This is a genomic window from Actinoplanes sp. CA-131856 (assembly GCF_050956135.1).
GTDB lineage: Bacteria > Actinomycetota > Actinomycetes > Mycobacteriales > Micromonosporaceae > Actinoplanes.
Genome location: NZ_CP191849.1, coordinates 714959 through 736347, shown reverse-complemented (window position 1 = coordinate 736347; position 21389 = coordinate 714959). Strand labels below are relative to the sequence as shown.

Sequence of the window (21389 nt, the reverse complement as noted above, 5' to 3'; positions counted from 1 at the left end):
GGGTGAGGCTTGGGAGGCGCTGAGATCAGCGGGTCTCGCGGTGCAGGGTGTGCTTGCCGTCCCGGGGGCAGAACTTCTTCAGCTCGATGCGGTCGGGGTCGTTACGGCGGTTCTTACGGGTGATGTAGTTCCGCTCCTTGCACTCCGTACACGCCAGGGTGATCTTCGGACGGACGTCGGTCGCCTTGGCCACGACGGATTGCCTTCCTGCTAACGGGGTAACTTCAACGACGCTCCAGCGTACTCGCTAGGAGTGCCGACATGCAAAGTGGGACCCCGGGCGGGATCCCTTTACTTGCAAGTAGCGGTGGCCGGACTTGAACCGGCGACACAGCGATTATGAGCCGCTTGCTCTGCCATCTGAGCTACACCGCCGAGCCAGGCTCAAGTCCAGCGCCTGCGGCGGGAACGAACCCGGTAGAGCCCCCTTACGGAATCGAACCGTAGACCTTCTCCTTACCATGGAGACGCTCTGCCGACTGAGCTAAGGGGGCCTGCGCGCGATCGCTCGCTTGTTGCGCAGGAGTAAGACTACACGGCCCCGCACCAGGGGTGAAATCGACTCCCCCATTACCCCGAAACCGCAGGTCAGCGGGGTTTTATCCAACCGCGCGGAGCTTGCGGACCTCGCCCGCGGGGGTGGTCGCCGGCTCGGTCTGCGCGCTGAACCAGGCCTCGAGACGCTCGTACGGCAATGGGCGGCTGAACAGATAGCCCTGACCGATCTCGCAGCCCATCTCCTCGAGCAGATCGAGGGTGAGCTCGCTCTCGACGCCCTCGGCGACCACGGTGAGACCGAACTCGCGGGCCAGGCTCACCACCGCCCGCACGATCGCCAGGTCGCCGGTGTCGGTCGCCATGCCCTGCACGAAGCTGTCGTCGATCTTCACCTCGTGCACCGGCCACTGCCGTAGATAGGACAGTGAGGACGCGCCCGTGCCGAAGTCGTCGACGCTGAGCCGCACGCCCAGATCGCGCAGCCGGTAGAGGGTCGGCAGCACCCGCTCGATGTCGCCCAGCATGCCCGGCTCGGAGATCTCGAAGGTGACCTGGGCCGGCGCCACCGCGAAGCGCTCCAGCAACGCGGCCACCTGGTCGGGGAAACGGGAGTCGAGCAGGGTACGCACCGACAGGTTCACCGCGATGGAGAGCGGACGGTCCTGGTCGGCCCACTCCCGGCAGCGCCGCAGGCCCTCGGTGAGCACCACCTCGGTGAGCCGGGACAGCTGGCCGGTGTGCTCGGCCACGGCCACGAAGTCGTCCGGCGCCACCTCGCCCTGCGCCGGGTGCTGCCAGCGGGCCAGGCACTCCACGCCGACCAGGTGGCGGTCGGTGAGGGTCACCTTGGGCTGGAAGTAGACGTCTATCGCGCCGCTGTCGAGCGCCACCCGCAGGTCGGCGGCGATGCCGAGGCGGCGCACGGCCCGGGACTCCAGGGCCGGATGGAAGAGCTGCACGCCGTACGGAAGGACCTTGGCCGCGTTGGCGGCCAGCTCGGCCCGCTGGATCAGCGTCTCGGGGTCGGTGCCGTGGTCGGGGTAGACGGCCACGCCGACCGCGGTGTCGAGGTCGAGGGTGAGCGTGCCCACGGTCATCGGGCCGCGCAGCTGCTCGCGCATCTCGGTGGCGAGCTGGACGGTGGCGTCGGTGCTCTCGGCGCGCAGGGTCACCACGAACTCGTCGCCGCCGATCCGCCCGACCAGCGCGCCCGGCCCGGCGATGCCGCGCAGCCGGCCGGCCACCTCGGCCAGCAGCTTGTCGCCGGCCGCGTGACCCATCGACTCGTTGACGTCGCGCTGACCGTCGACGTCGAACAGCAGCACGGCCACGACCTCGTCCTCGGCCCGCACCTTGACCGACTCGGCGAGCGCGTCGGTGATCCGCCGCCGGTTGGGCAGACCGGTGAGCCGGTCGTGATAGGCGTCGTAGCGCAGCCGGTCGACCAGTCGCGTGTTCTCGACCGCGACCGCCACATGGGCGGCGATCGTCTCGAGCACCTGCACGTCGGCCGGCCGGAACGTGCGGGAGTCACCGAGCCGGTTGACCACCTCGAGACTGCCGATCGGGGTGTGCCCCGACCGCAGCGGCACGACGATGACGTCTTTCACCTTGGTGTTGCGCAAGGTGTGGCGCAGCGGCTCGGACTCGGGGAACTGGTTGCCGACGGCGACCGTGTGCCCCTCGCCGATGGCTTTCTCCCGGATGGCGGCCGGCGTGGGCGAGAGGTCGAGCAGGCCCTTGTTCTCCACCCGGGCGGTGAGCAGCACCTCGGGATGGCGGCCCTGCGGCGACAGCCAGAGGGTCGCGTATTCCGAGCGCATCAGCGCCCGCATCCGCTCCAGCATCACGTCGGGCAGGCCGGAGTCACTGCCCTCGTCACGGACGGCCTTGGTGAGCTCGTACACGTCGGCCAGGGTGCGATGCTGCCGGAAGAACTCGGCGAAGGAGCGGAGCATGAGGACGAGCGCGACCACCAGGGTCGCGAGCAACAACGCCGACCACTCGGTGGCGACGAGGGCGACCAGGAAGACCAGGCCGAGCACGACGTTCACGCCGGCGCCGATCCAGATCGAAAGAGAGCCGCGGATCACTTCCTGGCCGGCGCGGCCGCCCTGGACCACCGCCATGACCGCGGCCAGGCTGAGTGCCTCGACCAGAACACTGACGCCGACTGCGGCGAACAGGATGGCCCACGTGCCCGGGCCGGCGCCCCGGATCGGCGGCATGGCCGCGAGCACGAGCACGGCCGCGGCCGCCCCGGCCGACGACTTGGCGACGTTGAACCAGAGCTTGCTCGGCATCAGCACGGCCCGGCGCGTGAGCTGAGCGGTCAGCGCGGCCAGGGTCATCACGACGATGACCATCACCGGGGACAGGTAGTACAGCGCCAGCAGGAACGGGATCTCGGTGATGTAGAAGCTCATCGTGCTGCGGCGGATCACCACATTGATCACGCCGATGTAGGCGACGCTGATGCCTACGAGAGCGACGAGGCCGCCGAGCCAATCGTCGAACCATCGGGGCTGCTGGACCCAGAACGCGATAGTGCAGATGACGGCGAAGAGCGCCAAAGGATTGGTGACCAGCCAGGCGTATCGCGCAGAACGCCGACTGACCCGCGATCGCCCGACCATCGCACTCCCTCGTCAGTCGACGCGGTTCGCAACGCCAGGTCGATGCGCGGCTGAACCTTTAATCCCAATCTATGACCAGGTTGGCGGATTGCCCGGCCCCCGTACCAGCGGCCGACGGGTGCCCGCTCAGCCCAGCCACGCCACCGAAGACGGCGGCGAGGACGAGAACCAAGCCGGCGAGGCGGCCTAGCCTCTTTGCAGACATGTATGACTCCTGCGGGTGTGTAACAGGCGTTCGTGGGGGGTCACATGATGGTGCCACACCAGTTGTGCGACTGGCAGCGTCCACGGGCGGGTCGAAACCGCACTTTCCGAAATCCTGACCGAACGGTTGAGCTTCCTCCCCCAGGGCCGAGCGCAGAATTGACGACTTTACGACCGAAATAACGGGAGAAGTGAGGGCAATTCGCATCGCCCGGTCAGGTCGTCTTGACGTCAAGTCGCCCTGACGCCAAGCTGTCGCCCGTGACCGCGTACTCCTTCTCCCCCGACGATCTGGAGCGCCAGCACACGCTGTCCTCGGCTACAACGCGATACGACGAGCTGAGGATGCGCACCGCCCTGGCCTCGATGGCCGGCGAGCGGGCCGAGCCACTGAGCCGGTCCGAGGCGCTCGAGCTGCTCGCGCTGAACGAAGTGGTGATCCGCAAGGCGGGGTACGGGCGGCAGGCGATGGTGCGCACGGCGCGCGACGCCGGGGCGTCGTGGACGCAGATCGGGGCCGCGCTCGGCAGCACGAAACAGGCCGCCTGGGAGGCGCACAACCGCTGGGTGGAGGAACAGGCTCTATGAGCCCGTGGCGGCGGGGCGCCCCGTGGCCGCGTACTGGGACCAGGAACCTGGATAGAGACGGCCCGGACCGAAACCGGCGCGCTCCAGCGAGAGCAGGTTGTGGCAGGCGGTGACGCCGGAGCCGCAGTAGGAGACGACGTCGGCGCCGTCGGTCACCCCGGCCGCGGCGAACCGCTCGCGCAGCGCCGCGGGCGACAGGAAGCGGCCGCTGGCGTCGACGTTCTCCCGGCAGGAGACGTTGCGGGCGCCCGGGATGTGGCCGGCGCGGGCGTCGATCGGCTCGGACTCGCCGCGGAACCGCTCCGGCTGGCGGGCGTCGATCACCACGCCCGCTCCGCCGGCCGCCTCGTCGATGGTGGCGAGCCGCTCGGCCGGCCACGGCTGCGCCGTGAAGACCTTGGCCGCCGGCCGGGGTACGGCGGTCTCGAGCTCCTCGTCCCACGCTCCGATGCCGCCGTCGAGCAGGGCCGCGTCGTGGCCGAGGACCCTCAGCATCCAGACCAGGCGGGCGGCCATCACGCCGCCGGCGTCGTCGTACGCGACGACCGTGTCGCCGTCGCCGATGCCGAGCTCGCCCATCCGTACGGCGAAGGCCTGGAAATCGGGCAGAGGATGGCGCCCCTCGGCCGCGCTGGGCGCGGCCGCGAGGTCTTCGTCGAGATCGGCGAAGACGGCGCCCGGCAGATGACCACGGTGGTACGCCTCGCGGCCCGACCGGCCGTCCAGATAAGCGCGGACGTCAGCGAGGACCAGCCGGTCCCGATGCGCCTTGACCCATTCGACATCGACTACCGGCTCGATCACGCCGTTCCTCTCCGCTATTTGCCTACCTGGTGCTCCCGTCGCCGGGCGCGCGGCCGGAAACGGACCAGGGCCACGCCGACCATGGCCACCGCCAGAATCGTGACGGTCATGGTGACCACGGGATTGTCGAGGGCCGTACCCAGCGACACCAGCCCCAGCCCCACCCCGAACAGCAGGTGGTAGAAGCCGGCGTCCCGGACGCTCCGGAAGGCACGGGCGGTGGCCTGCGGGGCCCGGCCAGTGATCAGCATCGACGCTCCGAAGATCGCCAACACGGCACCGGCCACGCCGCCGACCACCAGGGTCCACGTACTGGTGCTCATAGGCCCAGTCTGAGCCTGATTTGCGCCTTTTTAGCGGTAATTGGTGAACTGGAGGGCCACACCGAAGTCCTCGGCCTTGAGCAGGGCGATCACGGCCTGGAGATCGTCGCGCTTCTTGCCGGTGACGCGGAGCTGGTCGCCCTGGATCTGGGCCTGGACGCCCTTGGGGCCCTCGTCCCGGATCTTCTTGCTGATCGCCTTGGCCTTGTCGGTCTCGATGCCCTCGATGACCTTGCAGTCGATCTTGTACGTCTTGCCGGACTGCCGGGGCTCCCCCGCGTCGAGCGACTTCAGCGAGATGTTCCGCTTGACCAGCTTCTCCTTGAAGACGTCGAGGGCCGCGGTGGCCCGCTCCTCGGTCTCGGAGGTGATGGTCACGCCGGAATCACCCGACTTGGCGATGCTCGTGCCCGTGCCGCGGAAGTCGAAGCGGGTGCCGAGCTCCTTCTCCGCCTGGTGGAACGCGTTGTCCACCTCCTGCTGGTCGACCTTGCTCACGATGTCGAACGACGGGCTGGCTGCCATGAAAGACTCCTGCGAAGCTGGCGTACGTCAATGGGAGGAGGAGACCGCCGAGCGGCCTCCGACATGCCGACCGTACCCGGTTGCACGAAGGTCCGGCGGTGTGGCTATTCTGTTCTCCGCTGCTTCGGGAAGCCGAGGCGGTGTGCCCAGGCGGGTTGCCCGAGCGGCCAATGGGAGCGGACTGTAAATCCGTCGCGAAAGCTACAGAGGTTCGAATCCTCTACCCGCCACAGGCAGGAAGAACGGCCCCGGTCCAGCGGAAACGCTGACCGGGGCCGTTCTCGTTGTGATCTCGCGGGTCCGGGTGTTCGGGTGGCATGGTCACCGCCTCCCCTCACGGCAGCGTGCCGCTTTCCAGGGACGCTGTGTCGCATGGGGTGCCGTACCGTGGACGGAAGCATCTTCTCGTGAACCGCTGCTGGAGGTGACGTCGTCGATGAGCGTGGGAGTGGTTGACCACGTCGGTCCATGGACCGAGGACGAGTATTTCGCGCTCGGCGAGACGACAGATCGGATCGAGCTCATCGATGGGAGCCTGGTCGTGAGTCCCGCGCCGAGCATGAGCCATCAGCGCCTCTCGCGCCGTCTGGCGAACGCACTTGACGACGGCGCCGAGCCGGCCGGGCTCTTCGTCTACGAAGCGATCAACGTCCGGCTGCACACCGGTCGCATCGTGATCCCCGACCTGGCCGTCGTGGACGTGGACGAGGAAGCCGTCACGGCGGACGCCTCCCGAGTGCTTCTGATCGGTGAGATCGTCTCGCCGAGCAACGCCGCCATGGACCGCGTCCTCAAGATGCAGCTCTACGCCGCCGCCGGCATCGAGTGGTACCTCCTGGTCGAGCATGAGGCGCCGGATTCGCTGACCCTGCGGCTCAACCGTCTCGATGACCAGCACTACGTCGAGGACGCCGTCGTGAAGACCGGCGCGAGTCTGATCTCCGAGCGCCCATTCCGGTTCGAGCTCGACACCCGGTCACTCGTACGGCGCTGAACGGATGCCCATCAGGGGTGCCGGGCCGGAACCAGATCGGTGAGCAGGGACTCGATGCGGGTCCTGATCTCGTCGCGGATGGGGCGGACGGCTTCGACGCCCTTGCCGGCCGGGTCTTCGAGCTTCCAGTCCTCGTAACGCTTGCCGGGGAAGACGGGGCAGGCGTCGCCGCAGCCCATCGTGATGATGACGTCGGAGTCCCGCGCGGTCTCGTACTCCAGGCGCTGGGGGGTCTGGCCGGTGATGTCGATGCCGACCTCGCGCATGGCCTCGACCGCGGCCGGGTTGATCTGGTCGGCGGGTTCCGATCCGGCCGATCGCACCTCGACGGCGTCGCCCGCCAGGTGGCGCAGCCAACCGGCGGCCATCTGGGAGCGGCCCGCGTTGTGGACGCAGACCAACAGGACGCTGGGCTTCTCGGACATGCGGGGCGCCTCCAGGCGGCGATCAGACAGTTGATTCGGTGAAGAAGCGGCGGCGCAGCGCGAGGCTGACGTAGACCAGCGCGACGAGCACCGGTACCTCGATCAGGGGACCGACGACACCGGCCAGCGCCTGGCCACTGGTGACGCCGAAGGTGCCGATGGCCACGGCGATCGCGAGCTCGAAGTTGTTGCCGGCGGCGGTGAAAGCGAGCGTCGTCGTGCGCTCGTAGGTCAGGCCGATGGCCTTGCCGAGGGCGTACGAGCCGCCCCACATGATCGCGAAGTAGGCGAGCAGCGGCACGGCGATCAGGGCCACGTCCCACGGCTTCGACGTGATGGCGTCACCCTGAAGGGCGAACAGGATGACGATGGTGAACAGGAGCCCGTAGAGGGCGACCGGGCCGATCTTCGGGATGAACCGGTCCTCGTACCAGGCGCGGCCCTTGGCGTTCTCGCCGAGACGGCGGGTGAGGAAGCCGGCCAGCAGCGGGAGGCCGAGGAAGATCAGCACGTTGCGCGCGATGTCCCAGCCCGAGACCTCCAGCGTCGCGCCGGAGAGGCCCAGCCAGTCCGGCAGGACCGACAGGTAGAACCAGCCCAGTACGCCGAAGGCGAGCACCTGGAAGACCGAGTTGAGCGCGACCAGCACGGCTGCCGCCTCCCGATCGCCGCAGGCCAGGTCGTTCCAGATGATGACCATGGCGATGCAGCGGGCCAGGCCGACGATGATCAGGCCGGTGCGGTACTCGGCGTGGCCGGCCAGGAAGATCCACGCGAGCGCGAACATGACGGCCGGGCCGATGATCCAGTTCAGCGCCAGGGACGAGATCAGGAGCCGGCGGTCGCCGGTGACCGTGTCGAGCCGGTCGTAGCGGACCTTGGCCAGCACCGGGTACATCATGATCAGCAGGCCGAGCGCGATCGGCAGCGAGATGCCGCCGATCGTGACGGCCTCCAGGGCGCTGTTCAGACCCGGGATCAGGCGGCCGAGCAGGAGGCCGGCGGTCATTGCCAGCAGGATCCACAGCGGGAGGAACCGGTCGAGGCGCGACAGGCGCCCGGCCACCGCGGGCGGGGCGCCGGCGTCGACGGCGGTCACGCCTCGGCGCCGTCGATGTCGAGCAGTGACGACAGTCGGCGCATGAGAGCGGGCTGGGCCCGGTAGTAGACCCAGCTGGCCCGGCGCTCGGCCGTGACCAGACCCGACTCCTTGAGCACCTTCAGGTGATGGGAGATGGTCGGCCCGGAGATCTCGAAGGCCGGGGTCAGGTCGCACACGCAGATCTCGCCGCCGGGGGCGGACGCGATCATCGACATCAGCTGGAGGCGGATCGGGTCGCCGAGGGCCTTGAACGCCTGCGCCAGCGTGCCGGCCGCCTCGGACGGGATGCGCGTCCGTGCCATCGGCGCGCAGCAGCCGTCGGCGTTCAGGTCGACGACGGCGAGAGGCTGGCCTGATTTCGACATGTGTCGAGGTTGACAGATATCGAAACCGCGTGCAAGCCTCGGATTCGACAAACATCGAAACCGCAACGCGGAGGAGCCGTCGATCGTGAACACGCTGCCCATCGCTGTCATCGGAGCCGGCCCGGTGGGGCTGGCCGCCGCCGCTCACCTCGCGGAGCGGAGTCTCCCGTTCGTCGTCCTGGAAGCGGGCGACGAGCCCGCCGCGGCCATGCGCCAGTGGGGGCACATCCGCCTCTTCTCGCCGTGGCGCTACAACATCGACGCCGCGGCGGCCCGGCTCCTCACCGGCACCGGCTGGGTTCGGCCCGAGGACGGCAAGCTGCCCACCGGCGCCCAGCTGGCGGCCGACTACCTCCAGCCGCTCGCGGACCTGCCCGCTCTCAAGCCGCACGTGCGCTACGGCGCCCGGGTCGCCGGTGTCAGCCGGCTCGGGCTCGACCGCCTTCGCAGCACCGGCCGGGCCGGCACGCCGTACCTGATCCGGCTCGACAGCGGCGAGGACGTCCTCGCCCAAGCGGTCATCGATGCCTCCGGTACCTGGAACAGCCCGAACGTCCTCGGTGCCTCGGGCCTCCCGGCCCACGGCGAGGCCGGGGCGTCGGCGTGGGTCGAGAGCGCCCTGCCCGACGTGCTCGGGCGCGACCGGGACCGTTTCGCCGGCCGCCGCGTCCTGGTGGTGGGCGCCGGTCACTCCGCGGCCAACACGCTGCTCAATCTGGCCGAACTGCCCGGCACCACCGTCACCTGGGCCATTCGCGCCGCCGCGCCGGCGCGCACCTACGGCGGCGGGGCCGCCGACGCGCTGCCCGCCCGGGGCGCGCTCGGCACCCACGTCCGCGAGCACGTCGAGTCCGGCGCCATCACCCTTCTCACCGGGTTCGGCGTGCGGACCGTCACTCCCGGCCCGGACGGCGTCGAGGTCTCCGACGGCACCCGCACGGTGACCGTCGACCGGATCGTGTCGGCCACCGGCTTCCGCCCGGACCACACCATCACCGGCGAGCTGCGCCTCGACCTCGACCCGATTCTGGGATCGACCCGGGCGCTCGCCCCGCTGATCGACCCCAACGAGCACTCCTGCGGCACCGTTCCGCCGCACGGCGCCGACCAGCTCGCGCACCCGGAGCCCGGCTACTACGCCATCGGGTCGAAGTCGTACGGCCGCGCCCCGACCTTCCTGATGGCGACCGGATATGAGCAGGCGCGCTCGGTCGTCGCCGCCCTCGCCGGCGACTGGGAGGCCGCCCGGGACGTCCAGCTCGATCTGCCGGAGACCGGCGTCTGCTCCAGCAGCGTGCCGTTGGACGCCGACAGCATCGACGCCGCGTCCGGCGGCTGCTGCGGAGCCCCGGCGGCCCAGGGCCTGGCGACCGGGGTCGAGGGTGGTCTCCGGCGGGCCCCGATCGCCCTGATCGCCACGACGCCGCAGTCCGACGGTTGCTGCGGCTGAGCAGTGCGGCTGCCGACCGGCACGTCGGCGGCCGTAGCGGTGGTCTCGACTCGCCGCGCGCCCGGGCGATCGTGGCCGCGCTCGCCGTCACGCAGACCGTCGGCTACGGCACCCTTTACTACGCGTTCGCCGTCTTCCTGGTTCCGCTCGCGGACGATCTGAACGCCTCCACCACGGCGGTCACCGGCAGCTTCACCGCCAACGTGCTCGCCTCGGCCGCGCTCGCCATCCCGGTCGGCCGATGGCTCGACCGGCACGGCGGCCGGCTTCACGGCCCATACGGCCGCCGTGGCCGCCGTCGGTGTGCTCCTCGTCGCGGCGCTCATCGACTGGGGCCACTCCGCCACCTTCGCCGCCACTGTCGCCGGCCTCTTCGGCATCCTGTCGGTCACCGGCCGCCTGGTGACCACCGGCCTGCAACGCCGCTTCCGCACCACCGTCGTGGTCGCCGCCGTCTTCGGCGTTCAAGCCCTGTCCGCCGTCGTCCTGGCCCTGGCCGGGAGCAACGCGATCGCCGCGGTGGTCGCCGTGGCCGGGTTCGGCCTGGGCTTCGGGGTCGGCAGCATCGCCAAGCCGGTGCTTCTGGCCGAGCGCTACGACACCCGCCGGTACGCCACCATCGCCGGGGTCCTCGTCGTCCCGATGACCACCGCGAAGGCCACCGCTCCCCTGGCCGGCGCGGGGCTGCACATGATCAGCGGCGGTTTCGCCGGCGTCTTTCTGGCCACCGCCGCGATCTGCGCTGCCGGCGCGGCCGCCATCGCGACGGTGCCACGGGTCAGAGGCGGGCGATCCGCTCCTCCACCTCGGCCCGCAGATGTTGCGACATGCCCTCGGCCTCCAGCAGGCGCGGCAGGGAAGCCGGGTCGAACATGTAGATGGCGAAGGCCTCGGTGACCGTCATGCCCCGGGTGGGGCGATGGATGACCTCGATGGGGTCGCCCGCCCGGACCTGGCCCGGGGTGACCACGCGCAGATAGGTGCCGGTGCGGTTCTCGCGGGCGAAGCGCTTCAGCCACTTCTCCTCGCCCATCTTCGCCTGGAACGTGGCGCACGGGATGCGGCCGAAGGTCGGTGAGAGCTCCAGCGTGCCGCCGATCCGCCAGACCTCGCCGATCTGGGTGGTCAGCAGGTCGAGGCCGGCCGTGGTCAGGTTCTCGCCGAACATGCCGTCGGGCAGCTCCCGGCCCAGCTCGGCCTCCCACCAGGCGTAGTCCTCGCGGGAGTACGCGTAGACCGCCTGGTCGTCGCCGCCGTGGTGCTTCGTGTCGCCGATCTCGTCGCCGACGACACCGCTGTGCAGGCCGGTGCGGCGGGGGCCGGGGGCGCGCACGTCGACGGGGTGGGTGACCGGCTCCTTGTAGATGCCCGTCCTTCCCACCTTCTTGGCCGGGTTCGGGCGCATCGCGCCCACGTTCACCGAAAGGACCTTGCCGTCTGTCATGCCGCCAACTCCAGGATCACTCGGTCTTCCACGGGACGGTAGCCCAGCCGCTGGTAGAGCCGGTTGCTGGTCGGGTTGGCCAGGTCGGTGGCGAGCACCACTTCGCCGGCCTCGGACAGGGCCGATCGGGTGGCGGCCACGGTGGCACCGGCCGCGTAGCCATGGCCGCGGGCGGCCGGCGGGGTGTAGACGATCTGCACGCGGGCCATGCCGGCGTCGGGGCGGGAGCGGATGGCCATCGAGACCGGGTCGTCGCCGTCCTCCCAGAGCAGCACGCCGCCGTAGCCGATCCGGTCGTCCATCACCGCGCCGATGTCGCCGAAGCCCTCCTCGCCGATCTCGGCGTAGAACGCTTTCTGCCACTCCACCAACAGCTCCCGATCGCCGGCGGTGGCGAGGCGGGCCCGGCCCGGCGGTGACGGGTCGACGAGCGTTTCCAGCCGATAGAGCCTGGTTCGCCGACGGGCCGACGGCGTCGTCCCGGTGCGTTTCCGCCAGGCGGCGGAGAAGATCTCCTCGGACTCGGCCAGGAGATTCACTTGCGGAGCCGGGGGTACGTCGGCAGCCGCGGCCGTCACCGCCTCGGGCGGGAGAGGACTCGTCATCATCGGGTGCGGCGGCGTTCTCAGGAGCACCCCGTCCACGGCGCCCGATGCCGTACGCCAATAACCGAACAGCGGATCTCCCGGCCCGTACGCCCGAAGCCCTCGGCGCCGCAAGGCGTCGATCACGGTGAGAAAGACGGTGTGCTGGACCGGCCGCGAAGCGAGGAAGTCGCCCGCGGCCGTGGCGAACTCGTCGAGGTCGTGGGTCAGCCGCCAGCTCATTCAGTGATCCTCGCCAGTGGCCGCCCGTGGCGCACCCGATTTTCTACAGACCCCACGCCTTCGCTATCCGGGTCAGCGAGTCCTGTCGCGTGGCCGGGTCGTAGACCGTGCCGGCCAGCATCAGCTCCTGGGCCCCGGTGCGCTCGACCAGTTCGTCGAGGGCGGCCACCACCTCGTCGGCCGTGCCCGCGTACTGCGTTCCGGGCAGCGACTCGAGCATGGCGTGGTCGAGATCGCTGAGCTCGACCGACGCCGCCGTCTCGGGCGAGACGATCGGGCCGAGCCGGCCGGTGCGCAGGCTCAGCGCCATGATCCGGCTGGGGCCGGCCAGGTGGTGCGCCTCCTCGGCCGTCTCGGCGGCGATCACCGAGGCGCTGACCATGGCGTACGGCTCGGGGTGGCGGGGCGACGGCTTGAAGCCGTCCCGGTAGAGGCGCAGGGCCTTGTCCACATCGGAGCTCATCGCGAAGTGATATGCGTAACAGAACGGCAGACCGAGGGCGGCGGCGACCTGGGCCCCGTACGTGGACGAGCCGAGCATCCAGACCTCGGGGTAGCTCTCGGCCACCGGCGTCGCCCGCAGGGATGACGCCTCGATGCGGTCGTCACCCAGCAGGGACAGCACGGTCTGGAGATGTTCGGGGAACTGCTCGACGGTCAGATAGGGCGAGACACCGCGCAGCGCGGCCGCCGTGGCCTGGTCGGTTCCGGGGGCGCGGCCGATGCCGAGATCGACCCGGCCGGGGTAGAGCGCCTCGAGAATGGCGAACTGCTCGGCGACCACGAACGGCATGTGGTTGGGCAGCATCACGCCACCCGATCCGACACGAATCGTTGTGGTTTGTGCGGCTATCGCACCGATCAGGACCGGCGGTGAGGTGGACGCGACGGCCGGCATGTTGTGGTGCTCTGCTACCCAGAAACGGGCGTAGCCCAACTGGTCGGCGGTCTGCGCGATCTCGACCGTGCCGCGCAGGGCATCCGCACTGGAATGCCCCTCACGCACCGTGGCCAGGTCGAGGACGGAAAGTGGGACACGGTCCGCGGTGGTCACGATCCGACCCTAGCGCGTCGGCTACCGGCTCGACCTGTGCGGATGCCCTCGGTATCTTGTGCGACGACCATGAACCCTCGACGTGCGGCGACTGTTAACCCTCGACTGGAGCAGCAACTCATGGTGTCCTCCACCATCGAAGTCCGGGAAGCCCCGGCCACCCCGCCCGCCCGCCGGGCGGAGGGCGCGCACATCGGCTTCCGGCCGGACATCGAAGGTCTGCGGGCCATCGCCGTGGTGCTGGTCGTGCTCAGCCACGCCGGTCTCAGCACCTTCGCCGGCGGATACGTCGGCGTGGACGTCTTCTTCGTCATCTCCGGCTTCCTCATCACCACGCTGCTGCTGAAGGAGCTGAACAAGACCGGGAAGATCTCGCTGCCCGGCTTCTACGCCCGGCGGGCCATCCGCCTGCTGCCGGTGTCGACGGTCGTCGTGGTCGCGACGATCGTGGCCGCCTGGCTCTTCGTGCCGGCCACCCGGTTCAAGTCGATCACGCTCGACGGGCTCTTCAGCACCTTCTACGGCATCAACTGGCGTCTGGCGTACGAGGGGACGGACTACCTCAACGCCACCGCGGCGCCCTCGCCTCTGCAGCACCTGTGGTCGCTCGCCGTCGAGGAGCAGTTCTACCTGGTCTGGCCGCTGCTGCTGCTCGCCGTCTGGGCCGGCGCCCGCAAGAACCGCCGGGCCGCGATCGCGCTGAGCGCCCTGGTCGTGGTCTCGCTGATCGTGAGCATCCAGCAGACGGCCAGCGCCGCCCCGTGGGCCTACTTCGGCTCGCACACCCGGGCCTGGGAGCTCGGCATCGGCGCGCTTGTCGCGTTGGCGGCCGCGCGGCTCAGTCGTACCCCCAAGCCTCTGGCCGCGGTCCTGACCTGGGCCGGCCTCGTGGCCGTGATCATCGCGGCCGTGACCTACGACGAGTCGACGGCCTTCCCCGGCTCGGCCGCGCTGCTCCCGGTGCTCGGCACGGCCGCGGTGATCGCCGGTGGCACGTCGGCCGAGGGCTGGGGCGCGGGCCGCGTGATCGGCACGGCGCCGTTCCGGTTCATCGGCAAGCTGTCGTACGGCTGGTACCTGTGGCACTGGCCGGTCCTGATGATCTGGCCGCTGGCCTTCATGCGCGACGCCGGCGTGAAGTCGAACCTGGTGTTCGCGGCCGGTGCGCTCGGGCTCGCCTTCATCACGTACCACCTGGTCGAGAACCCGGTCCGGATGCGGCCGTGGCTGCGCTCGCGGGCCCGTCGCGGCCTGGCCCTGGGCCTGATCCTGTCGGCCGGGGTGGCCGCCCTCTCGCTGATCGCCGGGCAGTTCACCCCGCCCATCCCGACCGGACCGGCCACATTCGACACCGCGGCCGAGGTGGCCAAGGCCGGCGATCCGCGGGCCCGGCTCACCCAGCTGATCACCGGCTCGATCCGCGGTTCCCGGCTGCCGGACAACCTGACGCCGAAACTCACCGAGGCGCAGGGGCAGAACCCGGTCATCTACAAGGACCTCTGCCACCTCGGATACGGCGAGAGCAAGCAGGACCGGCCCTGTGTCTACGGCGACCCGAACGGCGCCCGGACGATGTATCTGATCGGCGACTCGCACGCGGCCCAGTGGTTCGCCGCGGTCGACGGGGTGGCCCGGGCGCACGGCTGGAAGCTGGTGGCGCTCACCAAGGCGGCCTGCCAGCTGCCCTCGGTGCTGAACTTCAACACGGTGCTCAACAAGCCGTACACCGAATGCGTCGCCTGGCGTGACCAGATCGTCGACCGCGTCGTGGCCGACAAGCCCGACCTGGTCGTCATGGCCTCCAACGACCTCGACAACGGCGGCATCTACGACGCGAACGGCAAGCTGATCGAGCGGCCCGGCCTGGCCGACAACCCGGCCTGGGTGCAGGCCTGGCAGAAGACGTGGGCCCGGCTCGGCGGCATCAAGAACAAGGTGCTGCTCCAGGACACCCCGTACCCGGTGGACGTGGTGCCGGAGTGCGCGGCCACCAACCCGCGCCAGATCTTCAAGTGCGACCGCTCGGTGACCCGGGCCATCCAGGAGCCGCAACGCCGGGCCATGGTGGCCGAGCAGGCCGCGAAGAACGGCATCCGGGTGATCGACCCGACGCCGTGGTTCTGCGCCGAGAAGAAGTGCCCGATTTTGGTCGGCAACACGCTGGTCTACAAGGACGACAACCACATGTCGCTGGCGTACTCGCAGGCGCTCGTGCCCGTGCTGGACCAGGCGCTCTTCCCGGCCGGGCGCTAGGGCCGCCGCTGCTGGTGACGGATGGCCTGGACGCCGACCGTCACCGCGGCGAGGGCCGCGCCCGGCGCGAGCAGCCAGACCGGCCACGGATAGACGTCGCCGTCGACGGTGACGGCCACCAGCCCGAAGACGACCAGGTTGACGGTGGCCAGGGCGGCCCAGATGGTCCAGAGCACCATCATCGCGGTCGGCATCCGGCGCGCCTCGCGGCGCCGCTCGGCGTCACGCCGGGCCCGGACCTCGGTCGCGCTCAGGCCGGGACGCGGCAGGTCGGTGAGGAGCAGAAGCAGTTCCTGGTACGTCTTGGAGGCGTAGGCGACGCGGACACGCTCGTCGTATTCGTCCAGGCTGAGCCGGCCCTCGTCGAGCGCGGCCTTGAGCTGCTCGGCGACCTTGTGCCGGTCGGCGTCGGCGGCACGCATGGTCTCGATGTCGGTCCGGACCTCTTTCGTCATCGGACACTCCTTTACACACCCCGCCGACCGGGCCAGGCTATCGGAGTGAGACCACTATGAGATATAGCGACGTGGTGGCCCGCAACCGGGAGGCGTACGGGCCGGGAGCCGCCGCCGAGCGCGACGGCTTCGCCAAGGAGCCGTGGAAGATCTCCGAGCGGTCGGCCTTCCTCGACCGGCTCCGCGCGGCCCGCGCCGCGTCGCTGCTCGAGGTCGGTTCGGGCACGGGTCAGGACAGCGCCTGGTTCCAGTCGGAGGGCCTGGAGGTCACGGCGGTCGACCTGTCGCCGTCGATGGTTTCCCGCACCGAGGCCAAGGGCGTCCGGGCGTACGCGAGGGACGTCCTTGACCTTGGTTTTCCGGACGAGTCGTTCGACGCCGTCTATTCGATGAACACGCTGCTGCACGTGCCGACCGACGCCCTGAGCGACGCGCTGACGTCGATCCGCTCGGTCCTGCGGCCGGGCGGGTTGTTCCACCTGGGCGTCTATGGGGGCGCCCACGAGGAGGGCGTGGCCGCGAACGACCATCATGTGCCGCCGAGGTTCTTCGCCTTCCGCTCCGACGAGGAACTGCTGCGCCACGCGGGCCGCCATTTCGAGATTCTCGACTTCCATGTGTACGTGGCGGGCATCCGCTATCAGTCGTTGACGCTGGTCCGCCCGGTTCAGTGGTGATGGTGGTAGTGGTGCGCGACGGCGTGCCCCTTGCCTCGCGAGATCATCCACCGGTTGACCGGCACGGTGACGACGAAGGCGACGGCGAGCGCCACGACGAGGCTCCCCCAGAAGCGGAAGTCACCGAGGCCGGCCTCCATGGCGCCCGGGATGACAAGGAGGGCGGCGTTGTCGACAAGCTCCATCACAGCGATGGAGACGGTGTCGGCGGCCAGGGCGACACCGAGGGCCCGCTTGAAGCCGACCCCGGCCGCGAGGACGGGCCGGATGGCCAGCGTGTAGCCGAAGAGGAAGGCCAGCGCGACGGAGATCGCGATGGTCGGCGCGTTCCCCCAGCCCAGCGCCGTCCCGATGACCATGCCCAGAATCTCCCCGATGGCACAGCCGGTGAGGCAGTGCAGAGTCGCTGAGACAGCCGACCGAGTCAGTTCCTTCGATGCCGTAGTCATGGCTTCAACATACCCCTGGGGGGTATATGCGACAGCCACCGAACGGCAGAAAGTGAGTGATGGGCGTCACAACTGCGGGCGGGGCCTGTCGTCAGGGTCGCGGGCGGCCAGCATGTCGGCGAGCGCGACCCCGCGCCGCGCGGCCAGGCGGCGACGCTGGCGCACCTGGGCCCGGGTGCGGGGCCGGAACTTGGGGTCGCGGCCGCACCCACAGGTCTCGAAGCCGTCATAACGCAACCCGGCGCCCAGCACGGCCGCCACCGCCGCCCAGCCGGACGAGTCACGGCGGCGGGGCGCGGCGAAATCGTGACCGGCCGGCACCATCGGCGCACGGCAGCGCGGACAGGGATGAACCACCCCGTCCCACGGCTGCTTGCTGCTGTGGCGGCACGGCACGCACACGTAATGAACCCGGTAGAAGACCTGGGCGTACCGGCACATGCCGTCAGGATCCCGGAGCCCCGAGGCCGGCGCGACCTAAATAACGCCCGCCATTCGCGGTCGGACGCGACGGCTGGGTCAGGCCGGCTCGGCCGCGAGGGCCTGGCGCAGACGGTCGGCGGCCTTGCGGTCGGCCTGGGCTATCGAGCCGTGCGGGATGGCGGCCACCAGAGCGGCGACCATCAGGACCACGGCGGCGAAGACGAACGCCCACGGGAGGCCGCCCGGGCGGTCGACGATGGCGCCGGCCACGGCCCCTCCGGCCGCACTCCCCGTTACCGAGACGGTGACGATCCAGGTGTAGGCCTCGTTCAGCATCGACGGCGGGGCCAAGCGGCCCACCAAGTTGCTCTCCACCGTCAAGGCCGGGGCGATCGTCGCCCCGCCCAGGACCAGGGCCGCACCCAGCCACAGCGGGCTGGGCATGAACGCCAGGATCAGGAAGCTCAGCGACACGCTGCCCAGCAGCCACGCGAACTGGCGCGGGAGGGGCATCGCCGGGCGGCGGGTGCCGAACCAGATGCCGCCGATGGCGCTGCCCACGCCCCAGATGCCCAGCAGGACGCCGCCCAGGCCGTCGCCGCCTCCGTGGTGGGTGGCGTAGGCGGGGACGATCACGCCGGCCGCGCCGAACGCCATACCCAGGGCGACCACGCACAGGAGCAGGGCCGGGAAGCCCGAGACCTTGAGCGGGCCCAGGCCCCGGGCCGCGTCCAGGGACTCGTGGCGGTGCCAGTGGCGCATCACCGGCAGGCGGGCGATCACCAGCGTGCCCAGCAGGGTGGCGCCGGCCGCGAACAGCAGGGCCGTGGCCGGGTTGCTCGTGAGGACCACCAGGGCCGCCACCAGCATCGGGCCGAGGACGAAGACCAGCTCGAACAGTGAGGTCTCGGCGGCCATGGCGGCGCCGCGCAAATGGTGGTGGCCGGCGCCGATCTCGGTCATGTCGGTCCAGGCGCGGCGGATGGCCGCGGTCAGCGGCGGGTACGTCGCGCCGGCCACCGCCGAGGCCACGAAGATCCATGGCAGCGCGGACTCGCCGGAACGGCTGACCAGGACCAGGGCGACCAGGGCCACGGGGTGCAGGATCGCGGTGGCGAAGAGGATCGGGGACGGGCCGATGCGGTCGGCCAGACGGCCGGCGATCGGGCTGACAGCGGCGCCCGCCAGGGCGTACACACCGCCGGCGAGACCCGCCGCGGCGTAGCGGCCAGTCTCCTGCTGGACGAGAAGCAGCAGAGCCAGCGGGGTCATGCCGATGCCTAGCCGGGCAAGGATCCCCACGCTGAGTAGGACCCGTCCGCCCGGCAGCTGCCAAACGCCCAGGTACTGACGCAACGCGGTCACTTCTACGCTCCTCTGAAAGTAACGACCGATACGGTCCACGACCCTAACGCCGGGGCCCGGCGCAACACATCCGAAATCTGAGCGCTGGTGTCCGGAAACACAGCGATGGACCGCCCGCGAACGGACGGTCCATCAGAGAGAACGGTCAGCGGTACTGAATGGCACCGGCCTGCTGGCGAAGGCGGGCGACGCGCTGCTCCATCGGCGGGTGGGTGGAGAACAGTGAGGCGATGCCGCCACCCTTGAGCGGGTTGGCGATCATCAGGTGCGCGGCGCTGGTGAGGCGGTTGTCGGCCGGCAGGGGCATGCGCTGCGCCCCGTACGAGATCTTCTCGAGAGCACTGGCCAGAGCCAGCGGGTCACCGGTCAGCGCGGCGCCGTCGGCGTCGGCCTGGTACTCACGGTTGCGGCTGATGGCCAGCTGGATGATCGTCGCGGCCATCGGGCCGAGGATCAGCATCGCCAGCAGCGCGGCCGGGTTGGGGCTGTCGTCATCGTCCGAACCGCCCAGCGGCAGGAAGATCGCCAGCTGCGCGATGCTCGTGATGATGCCGGCCAGGGCGGCCGCCACACTCGAGATCAGGATGTCCCGGTTGTAGACGTGGGAGAGCTCGTGGCCGATGACGGCCCGCAGCTCACGCCGGTCGAGCAACTGGGTGATGCCAGTGGTCACGGCGACCGCGGCGTGCTTCGGGTCGCGACCGGTCGCGAACGCGTTCGGCTGCATCGTCGGCGAGACGTAGAGCCGCGGCATCGGCTGGCCGGCGGTGGTCGCCAGCTCGCGGACGATCTGGTGGAGGGCCGGGAACTCGGCCTCGCTGACCGGCTGCGCGCGCATGGCCCGCAGGGCGAGCTTGTCGGAGAAGAAATACGAACCGGCGTTCAGGGCCAGCGAGATGAGCACCGCGAACACCAGGCCGCCGCTGCCGCCGAGCCAGTAGCCCGCGCCCAGGATGAGGGCGGTGAGCAGACCCAGCAGAGCGGCCGTCTTGAGGCCGTTGTGATGGCTGGACAACAGAAACTCCTTCGGCATGCGGATCCGGTAGGACCCGCATCCCATGGAACATCGCCCGCCGGGAAATTCATCCGTCACGGACTGTGAGTTCGCTGAAGGCCGGGGTGTGGGAGTTATCCACAGGCACTCGCACGATCTTGCGTTTTTTGGCGAGAATTGGTGTCAGGATGGGGGCCCCCTTGGGAGCCCTGGTTCAAGGGAACGTCGCAACACCCCAGCTTGTTGAGGGTTTGGCGATGTTTGAGGATCTTGGTGGTGGCAGTCCGGTTGTGGGTAAGGCCGCTCAGCGGCGGGCGTATTTGGAGCTTGTCGCTTCGGGTGTGGGCACCAGCGAGGCATGTCGGCGGGTGGGTGTTGGCCGGCGTACGGGTTATGAGTGGCGGCATCCGGTCGAGCGGGCGTTGAAGAAGGCGCGTTACAAGGCCCGGCAGCGGGAACGGCGTCGGGTGTTGGCGGCCCGGGCGGTGATCTCGACGCGGTATTTGTCACAGGACGAACGGATCGTGATCGCTGACCAGTTACGGGCGGGGGTGTCGCAGGCGGCGATCGCGGCCGAGCTGGGCCGGCCGCGGTGCACGGTCAGCCGTGAGATCCGCCGTAACCGTCATCCGGACAGCGGCGACTACCAGCCTTATGCGGCGCAGCAGCGTGCTGAGCAGCGCCGGCCCAGACCCAAGACTCGCAGGTTCGCCACGGACACCGCTTTGCGTGAGGCGGTGCAGGCGATGCTGGACCGCAAATACAGTCCGCAGCAGATCAGCCGCCGGCTGCGCTTCGAACGCTCTCGACAAAGTGAGTGGCATGTGTCGCACGAGACGATCTACCAGGCGATCTACGTTCAAGGCCGCGGCTCGTTGCGCCGGGAACTGACGGCCGCGCTGCGCACCGGCCGCACGGTACGTAGACCCCGCCGTCAGCTCGGACAGCGTCAGCACCGTTTCTCCAGTCCGATGATCATGATCAGTGAGCGGCCGGCCGAGGCCGATGACCGGGCGGTCCCCGGGCACTGGGAAGGCGATCTGATCATCGGCAAAGGTAATCGGTCCGCGATCGGCACCCTGGTCGAACGCTCAACCCGCTACGTGATGCTGCTGCATTTGGGCGCCAGCCAGACCGCTGAACACGTCCGTGACGCCCTGCTGGCCACCGTCGCCACCCTGCCCGAGCATCTGAAACGATCGCTGACCTGGGACCAGGGCGTGGAGATGGCGTTGCATCACCAGTTCAGCATGGCTTCGGGGATGCCGGTCTACTTCTGCGACCCACACTCGCCTTGGCAGCGCGGCAGTAACGAGAACACCAACGGGCTGCTACGCCAGTACTTCCCGAAAGGCACCGACCTCGCCGGGCACACCCCTGAGCATTTGGCCGCTGTCGCGGCCGAACTCAACGGCCGGCCCCGCATGACGCTCGGCTGGCAAACCCCAGCCGAGCGTCTGGCTGAACTCCTCGAAACCGACGGTGTTGCAACGACTCCCTGAAACCGCCGGAGGGCGGGGTGTCTCAGCTGATT

At 69.8% G+C, this 21389-nt stretch carries 23 protein-coding genes and 3 tRNA genes; 8 read left to right on the top strand and 18 right to left on the bottom strand.

The genetic code is table 11. The annotated features are described in order from the left end of the window. Nucleotides 1-25: 25 nt before the first annotated feature. From rpmG to ACQP2X_RS03515, 4 genes are all read right to left on the bottom strand, one after another. On the bottom strand, nt 26-193 hold the full coding sequence (gene rpmG / locus ACQP2X_RS03530; RefSeq protein ID WP_067495822.1) for a 50S ribosomal protein L33: 168 nt from the start codon (nt 191-193) through the stop codon (nt 26-28). 109 nt (nt 194-302) lie between these two features. Further along, nucleotides 303-375, bottom strand: a tRNA-Met gene (locus ACQP2X_RS03525). A gap of 46 nt (nt 376-421) precedes the next feature. Continuing rightward, nucleotides 422-494, bottom strand: a tRNA-Thr gene (locus ACQP2X_RS03520). A 105-nt stretch (nt 495-599) separates the two neighbouring features. Further along, nucleotides 600-3134, bottom strand: a complete 2535-nt coding sequence (locus tag ACQP2X_RS03515; RefSeq protein WP_498694320.1) for a putative bifunctional diguanylate cyclase/phosphodiesterase — start codon at nt 3132-3134, stop codon at nt 600-602. A 465-nt stretch (nt 3135-3599) separates the two neighbouring features. Here ACQP2X_RS03515 and ACQP2X_RS03510 point away from each other — a divergent pair, with 465 nt between their 5' ends. Further along, complete coding sequence (locus tag ACQP2X_RS03510) at nt 3600-3926, top strand: hypothetical protein (protein WP_498694319.1); 327 nt, start codon at nt 3600-3602, stop codon at nt 3924-3926. Here ACQP2X_RS03510 and ACQP2X_RS03505 read toward each other — a convergent pair. From ACQP2X_RS03505 to ACQP2X_RS03495, 3 genes are read right to left on the bottom strand one after another with little or no spacing between them, the layout of a single operon-like run. After that, the gene (locus ACQP2X_RS03505; RefSeq protein WP_498694316.1) at nt 3921-4730 is read right to left on the bottom strand and encodes a sulfurtransferase; all 810 of its coding nucleotides are present in this window, start codon (nt 4728-4730) and stop codon (nt 3921-3923) included. The two genes, ACQP2X_RS03510 and ACQP2X_RS03505, sit on opposite strands and share 6 nt — an antisense overlap. A 14-nt stretch (nt 4731-4744) precedes the next feature. Continuing rightward, the gene (locus tag ACQP2X_RS03500; RefSeq protein WP_498694314.1) at nt 4745-5053 is read right to left on the bottom strand and encodes a hypothetical protein; all 309 of its coding nucleotides are present in this window, start codon (nt 5051-5053) and stop codon (nt 4745-4747) included. A gap of 30 nt (nt 5054-5083) precedes the next feature. Beyond that, nucleotides 5084-5578, bottom strand: coding sequence for a YajQ family cyclic di-GMP-binding protein (locus tag ACQP2X_RS03495; protein WP_498656964.1), 495 nt, complete (start codon nt 5576-5578; stop codon nt 5084-5086). 149 nt (nt 5579-5727) lie between these two features. Here ACQP2X_RS03495 and ACQP2X_RS03490 point away from each other — a divergent pair. Continuing rightward, a tRNA-Tyr gene (locus ACQP2X_RS03490) sits at nt 5728-5808 on the top strand. A 206-nt stretch (nt 5809-6014) separates the two neighbouring features. Then, nucleotides 6015-6572, top strand: coding sequence for a Uma2 family endonuclease (locus ACQP2X_RS03485; protein WP_498694313.1), 558 nt, complete (start codon nt 6015-6017; stop codon nt 6570-6572). Nucleotides 6573-6583: 11 nt separating this feature from the next. Here the strand turns inward: ACQP2X_RS03485 and ACQP2X_RS03480 are convergent, their stop codons facing one another. From ACQP2X_RS03480 to ACQP2X_RS03470, 3 genes are read right to left on the bottom strand one after another with little or no spacing between them, the layout of a single operon-like run. Continuing rightward, nucleotides 6584-6997 carry an arsenate reductase ArsC gene (locus ACQP2X_RS03480; RefSeq protein ID WP_498694312.1) on the bottom strand — a complete coding sequence of 138 codons (414 nt, stop codon included), beginning with the start codon at nt 6995-6997 and terminating at the stop codon, nt 6584-6586. Between the two features lie 22 nt (nt 6998-7019). Continuing rightward, on the bottom strand, nt 7020-8096 hold the full coding sequence (gene arsB / locus ACQP2X_RS03475) for an ACR3 family arsenite efflux transporter (RefSeq protein WP_498694311.1): 1077 nt from the start codon (nt 8094-8096) through the stop codon (nt 7020-7022). Then, on the bottom strand, nt 8093-8464 hold the full coding sequence (locus ACQP2X_RS03470; protein ID WP_498694309.1) for an ArsR/SmtB family transcription factor: 372 nt from the start codon (nt 8462-8464) through the stop codon (nt 8093-8095). Before ACQP2X_RS03470 ends, arsB begins: the two co-directional genes overlap by 4 nt. 85 nt (nt 8465-8549) lie before the next feature. On the opposite strand from ACQP2X_RS03470, the gene ACQP2X_RS03465 reads away from it, so the two are divergent. Both ACQP2X_RS03465 and ACQP2X_RS03460 read left to right on the top strand, forming a co-directional pair. After that, the gene (locus ACQP2X_RS03465) at nt 8550-9914 is read left to right on the top strand and encodes an FAD-dependent oxidoreductase (protein ID WP_498694308.1); all 1365 of its coding nucleotides are present in this window, start codon (nt 8550-8552) and stop codon (nt 9912-9914) included. A 288-nt stretch (nt 9915-10202) separates the two neighbouring features. After that, on the top strand, nt 10203-10811 hold the full coding sequence (locus ACQP2X_RS03460) for an MFS transporter (RefSeq protein WP_498694307.1): 609 nt from the start codon (nt 10203-10205) through the stop codon (nt 10809-10811). On the opposite strand, the gene ACQP2X_RS03455 is transcribed toward ACQP2X_RS03460, so the two are convergent. From ACQP2X_RS03455 to ACQP2X_RS03445, 3 genes are read right to left on the bottom strand one after another with little or no spacing between them, the layout of a single operon-like run. Next, the gene (locus ACQP2X_RS03455; protein WP_498694305.1) at nt 10693-11358 is read right to left on the bottom strand and encodes an MOSC domain-containing protein; all 666 of its coding nucleotides are present in this window, start codon (nt 11356-11358) and stop codon (nt 10693-10695) included. The two genes, ACQP2X_RS03460 and ACQP2X_RS03455, sit on opposite strands and share 119 nt — an antisense overlap. Next, a complete protein-coding gene (locus tag ACQP2X_RS03450) occupies nt 11355-12185 on the bottom strand; it encodes a GNAT family N-acetyltransferase (RefSeq protein ID WP_498694304.1) in 831 nt (276 codons plus the stop codon). The genes ACQP2X_RS03455 and ACQP2X_RS03450 overlap by 4 nt, the downstream gene beginning before the upstream one ends. A gap of 43 nt (nt 12186-12228) precedes the next feature. Beyond that, nucleotides 12229-13239, bottom strand: coding sequence for an LLM class flavin-dependent oxidoreductase (locus tag ACQP2X_RS03445; protein ID WP_498694303.1), 1011 nt, complete (start codon nt 13237-13239; stop codon nt 12229-12231). 120 nt (nt 13240-13359) lie between these two features. On the opposite strand from ACQP2X_RS03445, the gene ACQP2X_RS03440 reads away from it, so the two are divergent. Then, on the top strand, nt 13360-15492 hold the full coding sequence (locus tag ACQP2X_RS03440) for an acyltransferase family protein (RefSeq protein WP_498694302.1): 2133 nt from the start codon (nt 13360-13362) through the stop codon (nt 15490-15492). Here ACQP2X_RS03440 and ACQP2X_RS03435 read toward each other — a convergent pair. Next, on the bottom strand, nt 15489-15947 hold the full coding sequence (locus ACQP2X_RS03435; RefSeq protein ID WP_498694301.1) for a DUF1707 SHOCT-like domain-containing protein: 459 nt from the start codon (nt 15945-15947) through the stop codon (nt 15489-15491). The two genes, ACQP2X_RS03440 and ACQP2X_RS03435, sit on opposite strands and share 4 nt — an antisense overlap. A gap of 56 nt (nt 15948-16003) precedes the next feature. On the opposite strand from ACQP2X_RS03435, the gene ACQP2X_RS03430 reads away from it, so the two are divergent. Continuing rightward, entirely contained in the window at nt 16004-16624 is a 621-nt protein-coding gene (locus tag ACQP2X_RS03430) for a class I SAM-dependent methyltransferase (RefSeq protein WP_498694300.1), read from the top strand. Here ACQP2X_RS03430 and ACQP2X_RS03425 read toward each other — a convergent pair. The 4 genes from ACQP2X_RS03425 to htpX form a co-directional block, all read right to left on the bottom strand. Further along, on the bottom strand, nt 16615-17073 hold the full coding sequence (locus ACQP2X_RS03425) for a DUF4396 domain-containing protein (protein ID WP_498694299.1): 459 nt from the start codon (nt 17071-17073) through the stop codon (nt 16615-16617). The two genes, ACQP2X_RS03430 and ACQP2X_RS03425, sit on opposite strands and share 10 nt — an antisense overlap. A gap of 66 nt (nt 17074-17139) precedes the next feature. Next, nucleotides 17140-17514 carry a hypothetical protein gene (locus tag ACQP2X_RS03420; protein ID WP_498694296.1) on the bottom strand — a complete coding sequence of 125 codons (375 nt, stop codon included), beginning with the start codon at nt 17512-17514 and terminating at the stop codon, nt 17140-17142. A 78-nt stretch (nt 17515-17592) separates the two neighbouring features. Continuing rightward, nucleotides 17593-18861: an MFS transporter gene (locus ACQP2X_RS03415; RefSeq protein WP_498694295.1), complete on the bottom strand. Its 1269-nt coding sequence runs from the start codon at nt 18859-18861 to the stop codon at nt 17593-17595. A 145-nt stretch (nt 18862-19006) separates the two neighbouring features. Continuing rightward, complete coding sequence (gene htpX, locus ACQP2X_RS03410) at nt 19007-19894, bottom strand: zinc metalloprotease HtpX (protein ID WP_498694294.1); 888 nt, start codon at nt 19892-19894, stop codon at nt 19007-19009. A 302-nt stretch (nt 19895-20196) separates the two neighbouring features. Between htpX and ACQP2X_RS03405 the strand changes: the two genes are divergently transcribed. Next, entirely contained in the window at nt 20197-21357 is a 1161-nt protein-coding gene (locus ACQP2X_RS03405) for an IS30 family transposase (protein ID WP_498700788.1), read from the top strand. The last annotated feature ends 32 nt before the right edge of the window (nt 21358-21389 follow it).

Bases quoted from the DNA above. Each gene is read 5' to 3' on its own strand.
- ACQP2X_RS03515 (WP_498694320.1), bottom strand. From the start codon at position 3,134: ATGGTCGGGCGATCGCGGGTCAGTCGGCGTTCTGCGCGATACGCCTGG.
- ACQP2X_RS03500 (WP_498694314.1), bottom strand. From the start codon at position 5,053: ATGAGCACCAGTACGTGGACCCTGGTGGTCGGCGGCGTGGCCGGTGCC.
- ACQP2X_RS03495 (WP_498656964.1), bottom strand. From the start codon at position 5,578: ATGGCAGCCAGCCCGTCGTTCGACATCGTGAGCAAGGTCGACCAGCAG.
- ACQP2X_RS03485 (WP_498694313.1), top strand. From the start codon at position 6,015: ATGAGCGTGGGAGTGGTTGACCACGTCGGTCCATGGACCGAGGACGAG.
- ACQP2X_RS03480 (WP_498694312.1), bottom strand. From the start codon at position 6,997: ATGTCCGAGAAGCCCAGCGTCCTGTTGGTCTGCGTCCACAACGCGGGC.
- ACQP2X_RS03470 (WP_498694309.1), bottom strand. From the start codon at position 8,464: ATGTCGAAATCAGGCCAGCCTCTCGCCGTCGTCGACCTGAACGCCGAC.
- ACQP2X_RS03455 (WP_498694305.1), bottom strand. From the start codon at position 11,358: ATGACAGACGGCAAGGTCCTTTCGGTGAACGTGGGCGCGATGCGCCCG.
- ACQP2X_RS03450 (WP_498694304.1), bottom strand. From the start codon at position 12,185: ATGAGCTGGCGGCTGACCCACGACCTCGACGAGTTCGCCACGGCCGCG.
- ACQP2X_RS03440 (WP_498694302.1), top strand. From the start codon at position 13,360: ATGGTGTCCTCCACCATCGAAGTCCGGGAAGCCCCGGCCACCCCGCCC.
- ACQP2X_RS03435 (WP_498694301.1), bottom strand. From the start codon at position 15,947: ATGACGAAAGAGGTCCGGACCGACATCGAGACCATGCGTGCCGCCGAC.
- ACQP2X_RS03430 (WP_498694300.1), top strand. From the start codon at position 16,004: ATGAGATATAGCGACGTGGTGGCCCGCAACCGGGAGGCGTACGGGCCG.
- ACQP2X_RS03425 (WP_498694299.1), bottom strand. From the start codon at position 17,073: ATGACTACGGCATCGAAGGAACTGACTCGGTCGGCTGTCTCAGCGACT.
- ACQP2X_RS03420 (WP_498694296.1), bottom strand. From the start codon at position 17,514: ATGTGCCGGTACGCCCAGGTCTTCTACCGGGTTCATTACGTGTGCGTG.
- htpX (WP_498694294.1), bottom strand. From the start codon at position 19,894: ATGCCGAAGGAGTTTCTGTTGTCCAGCCATCACAACGGCCTCAAGACG.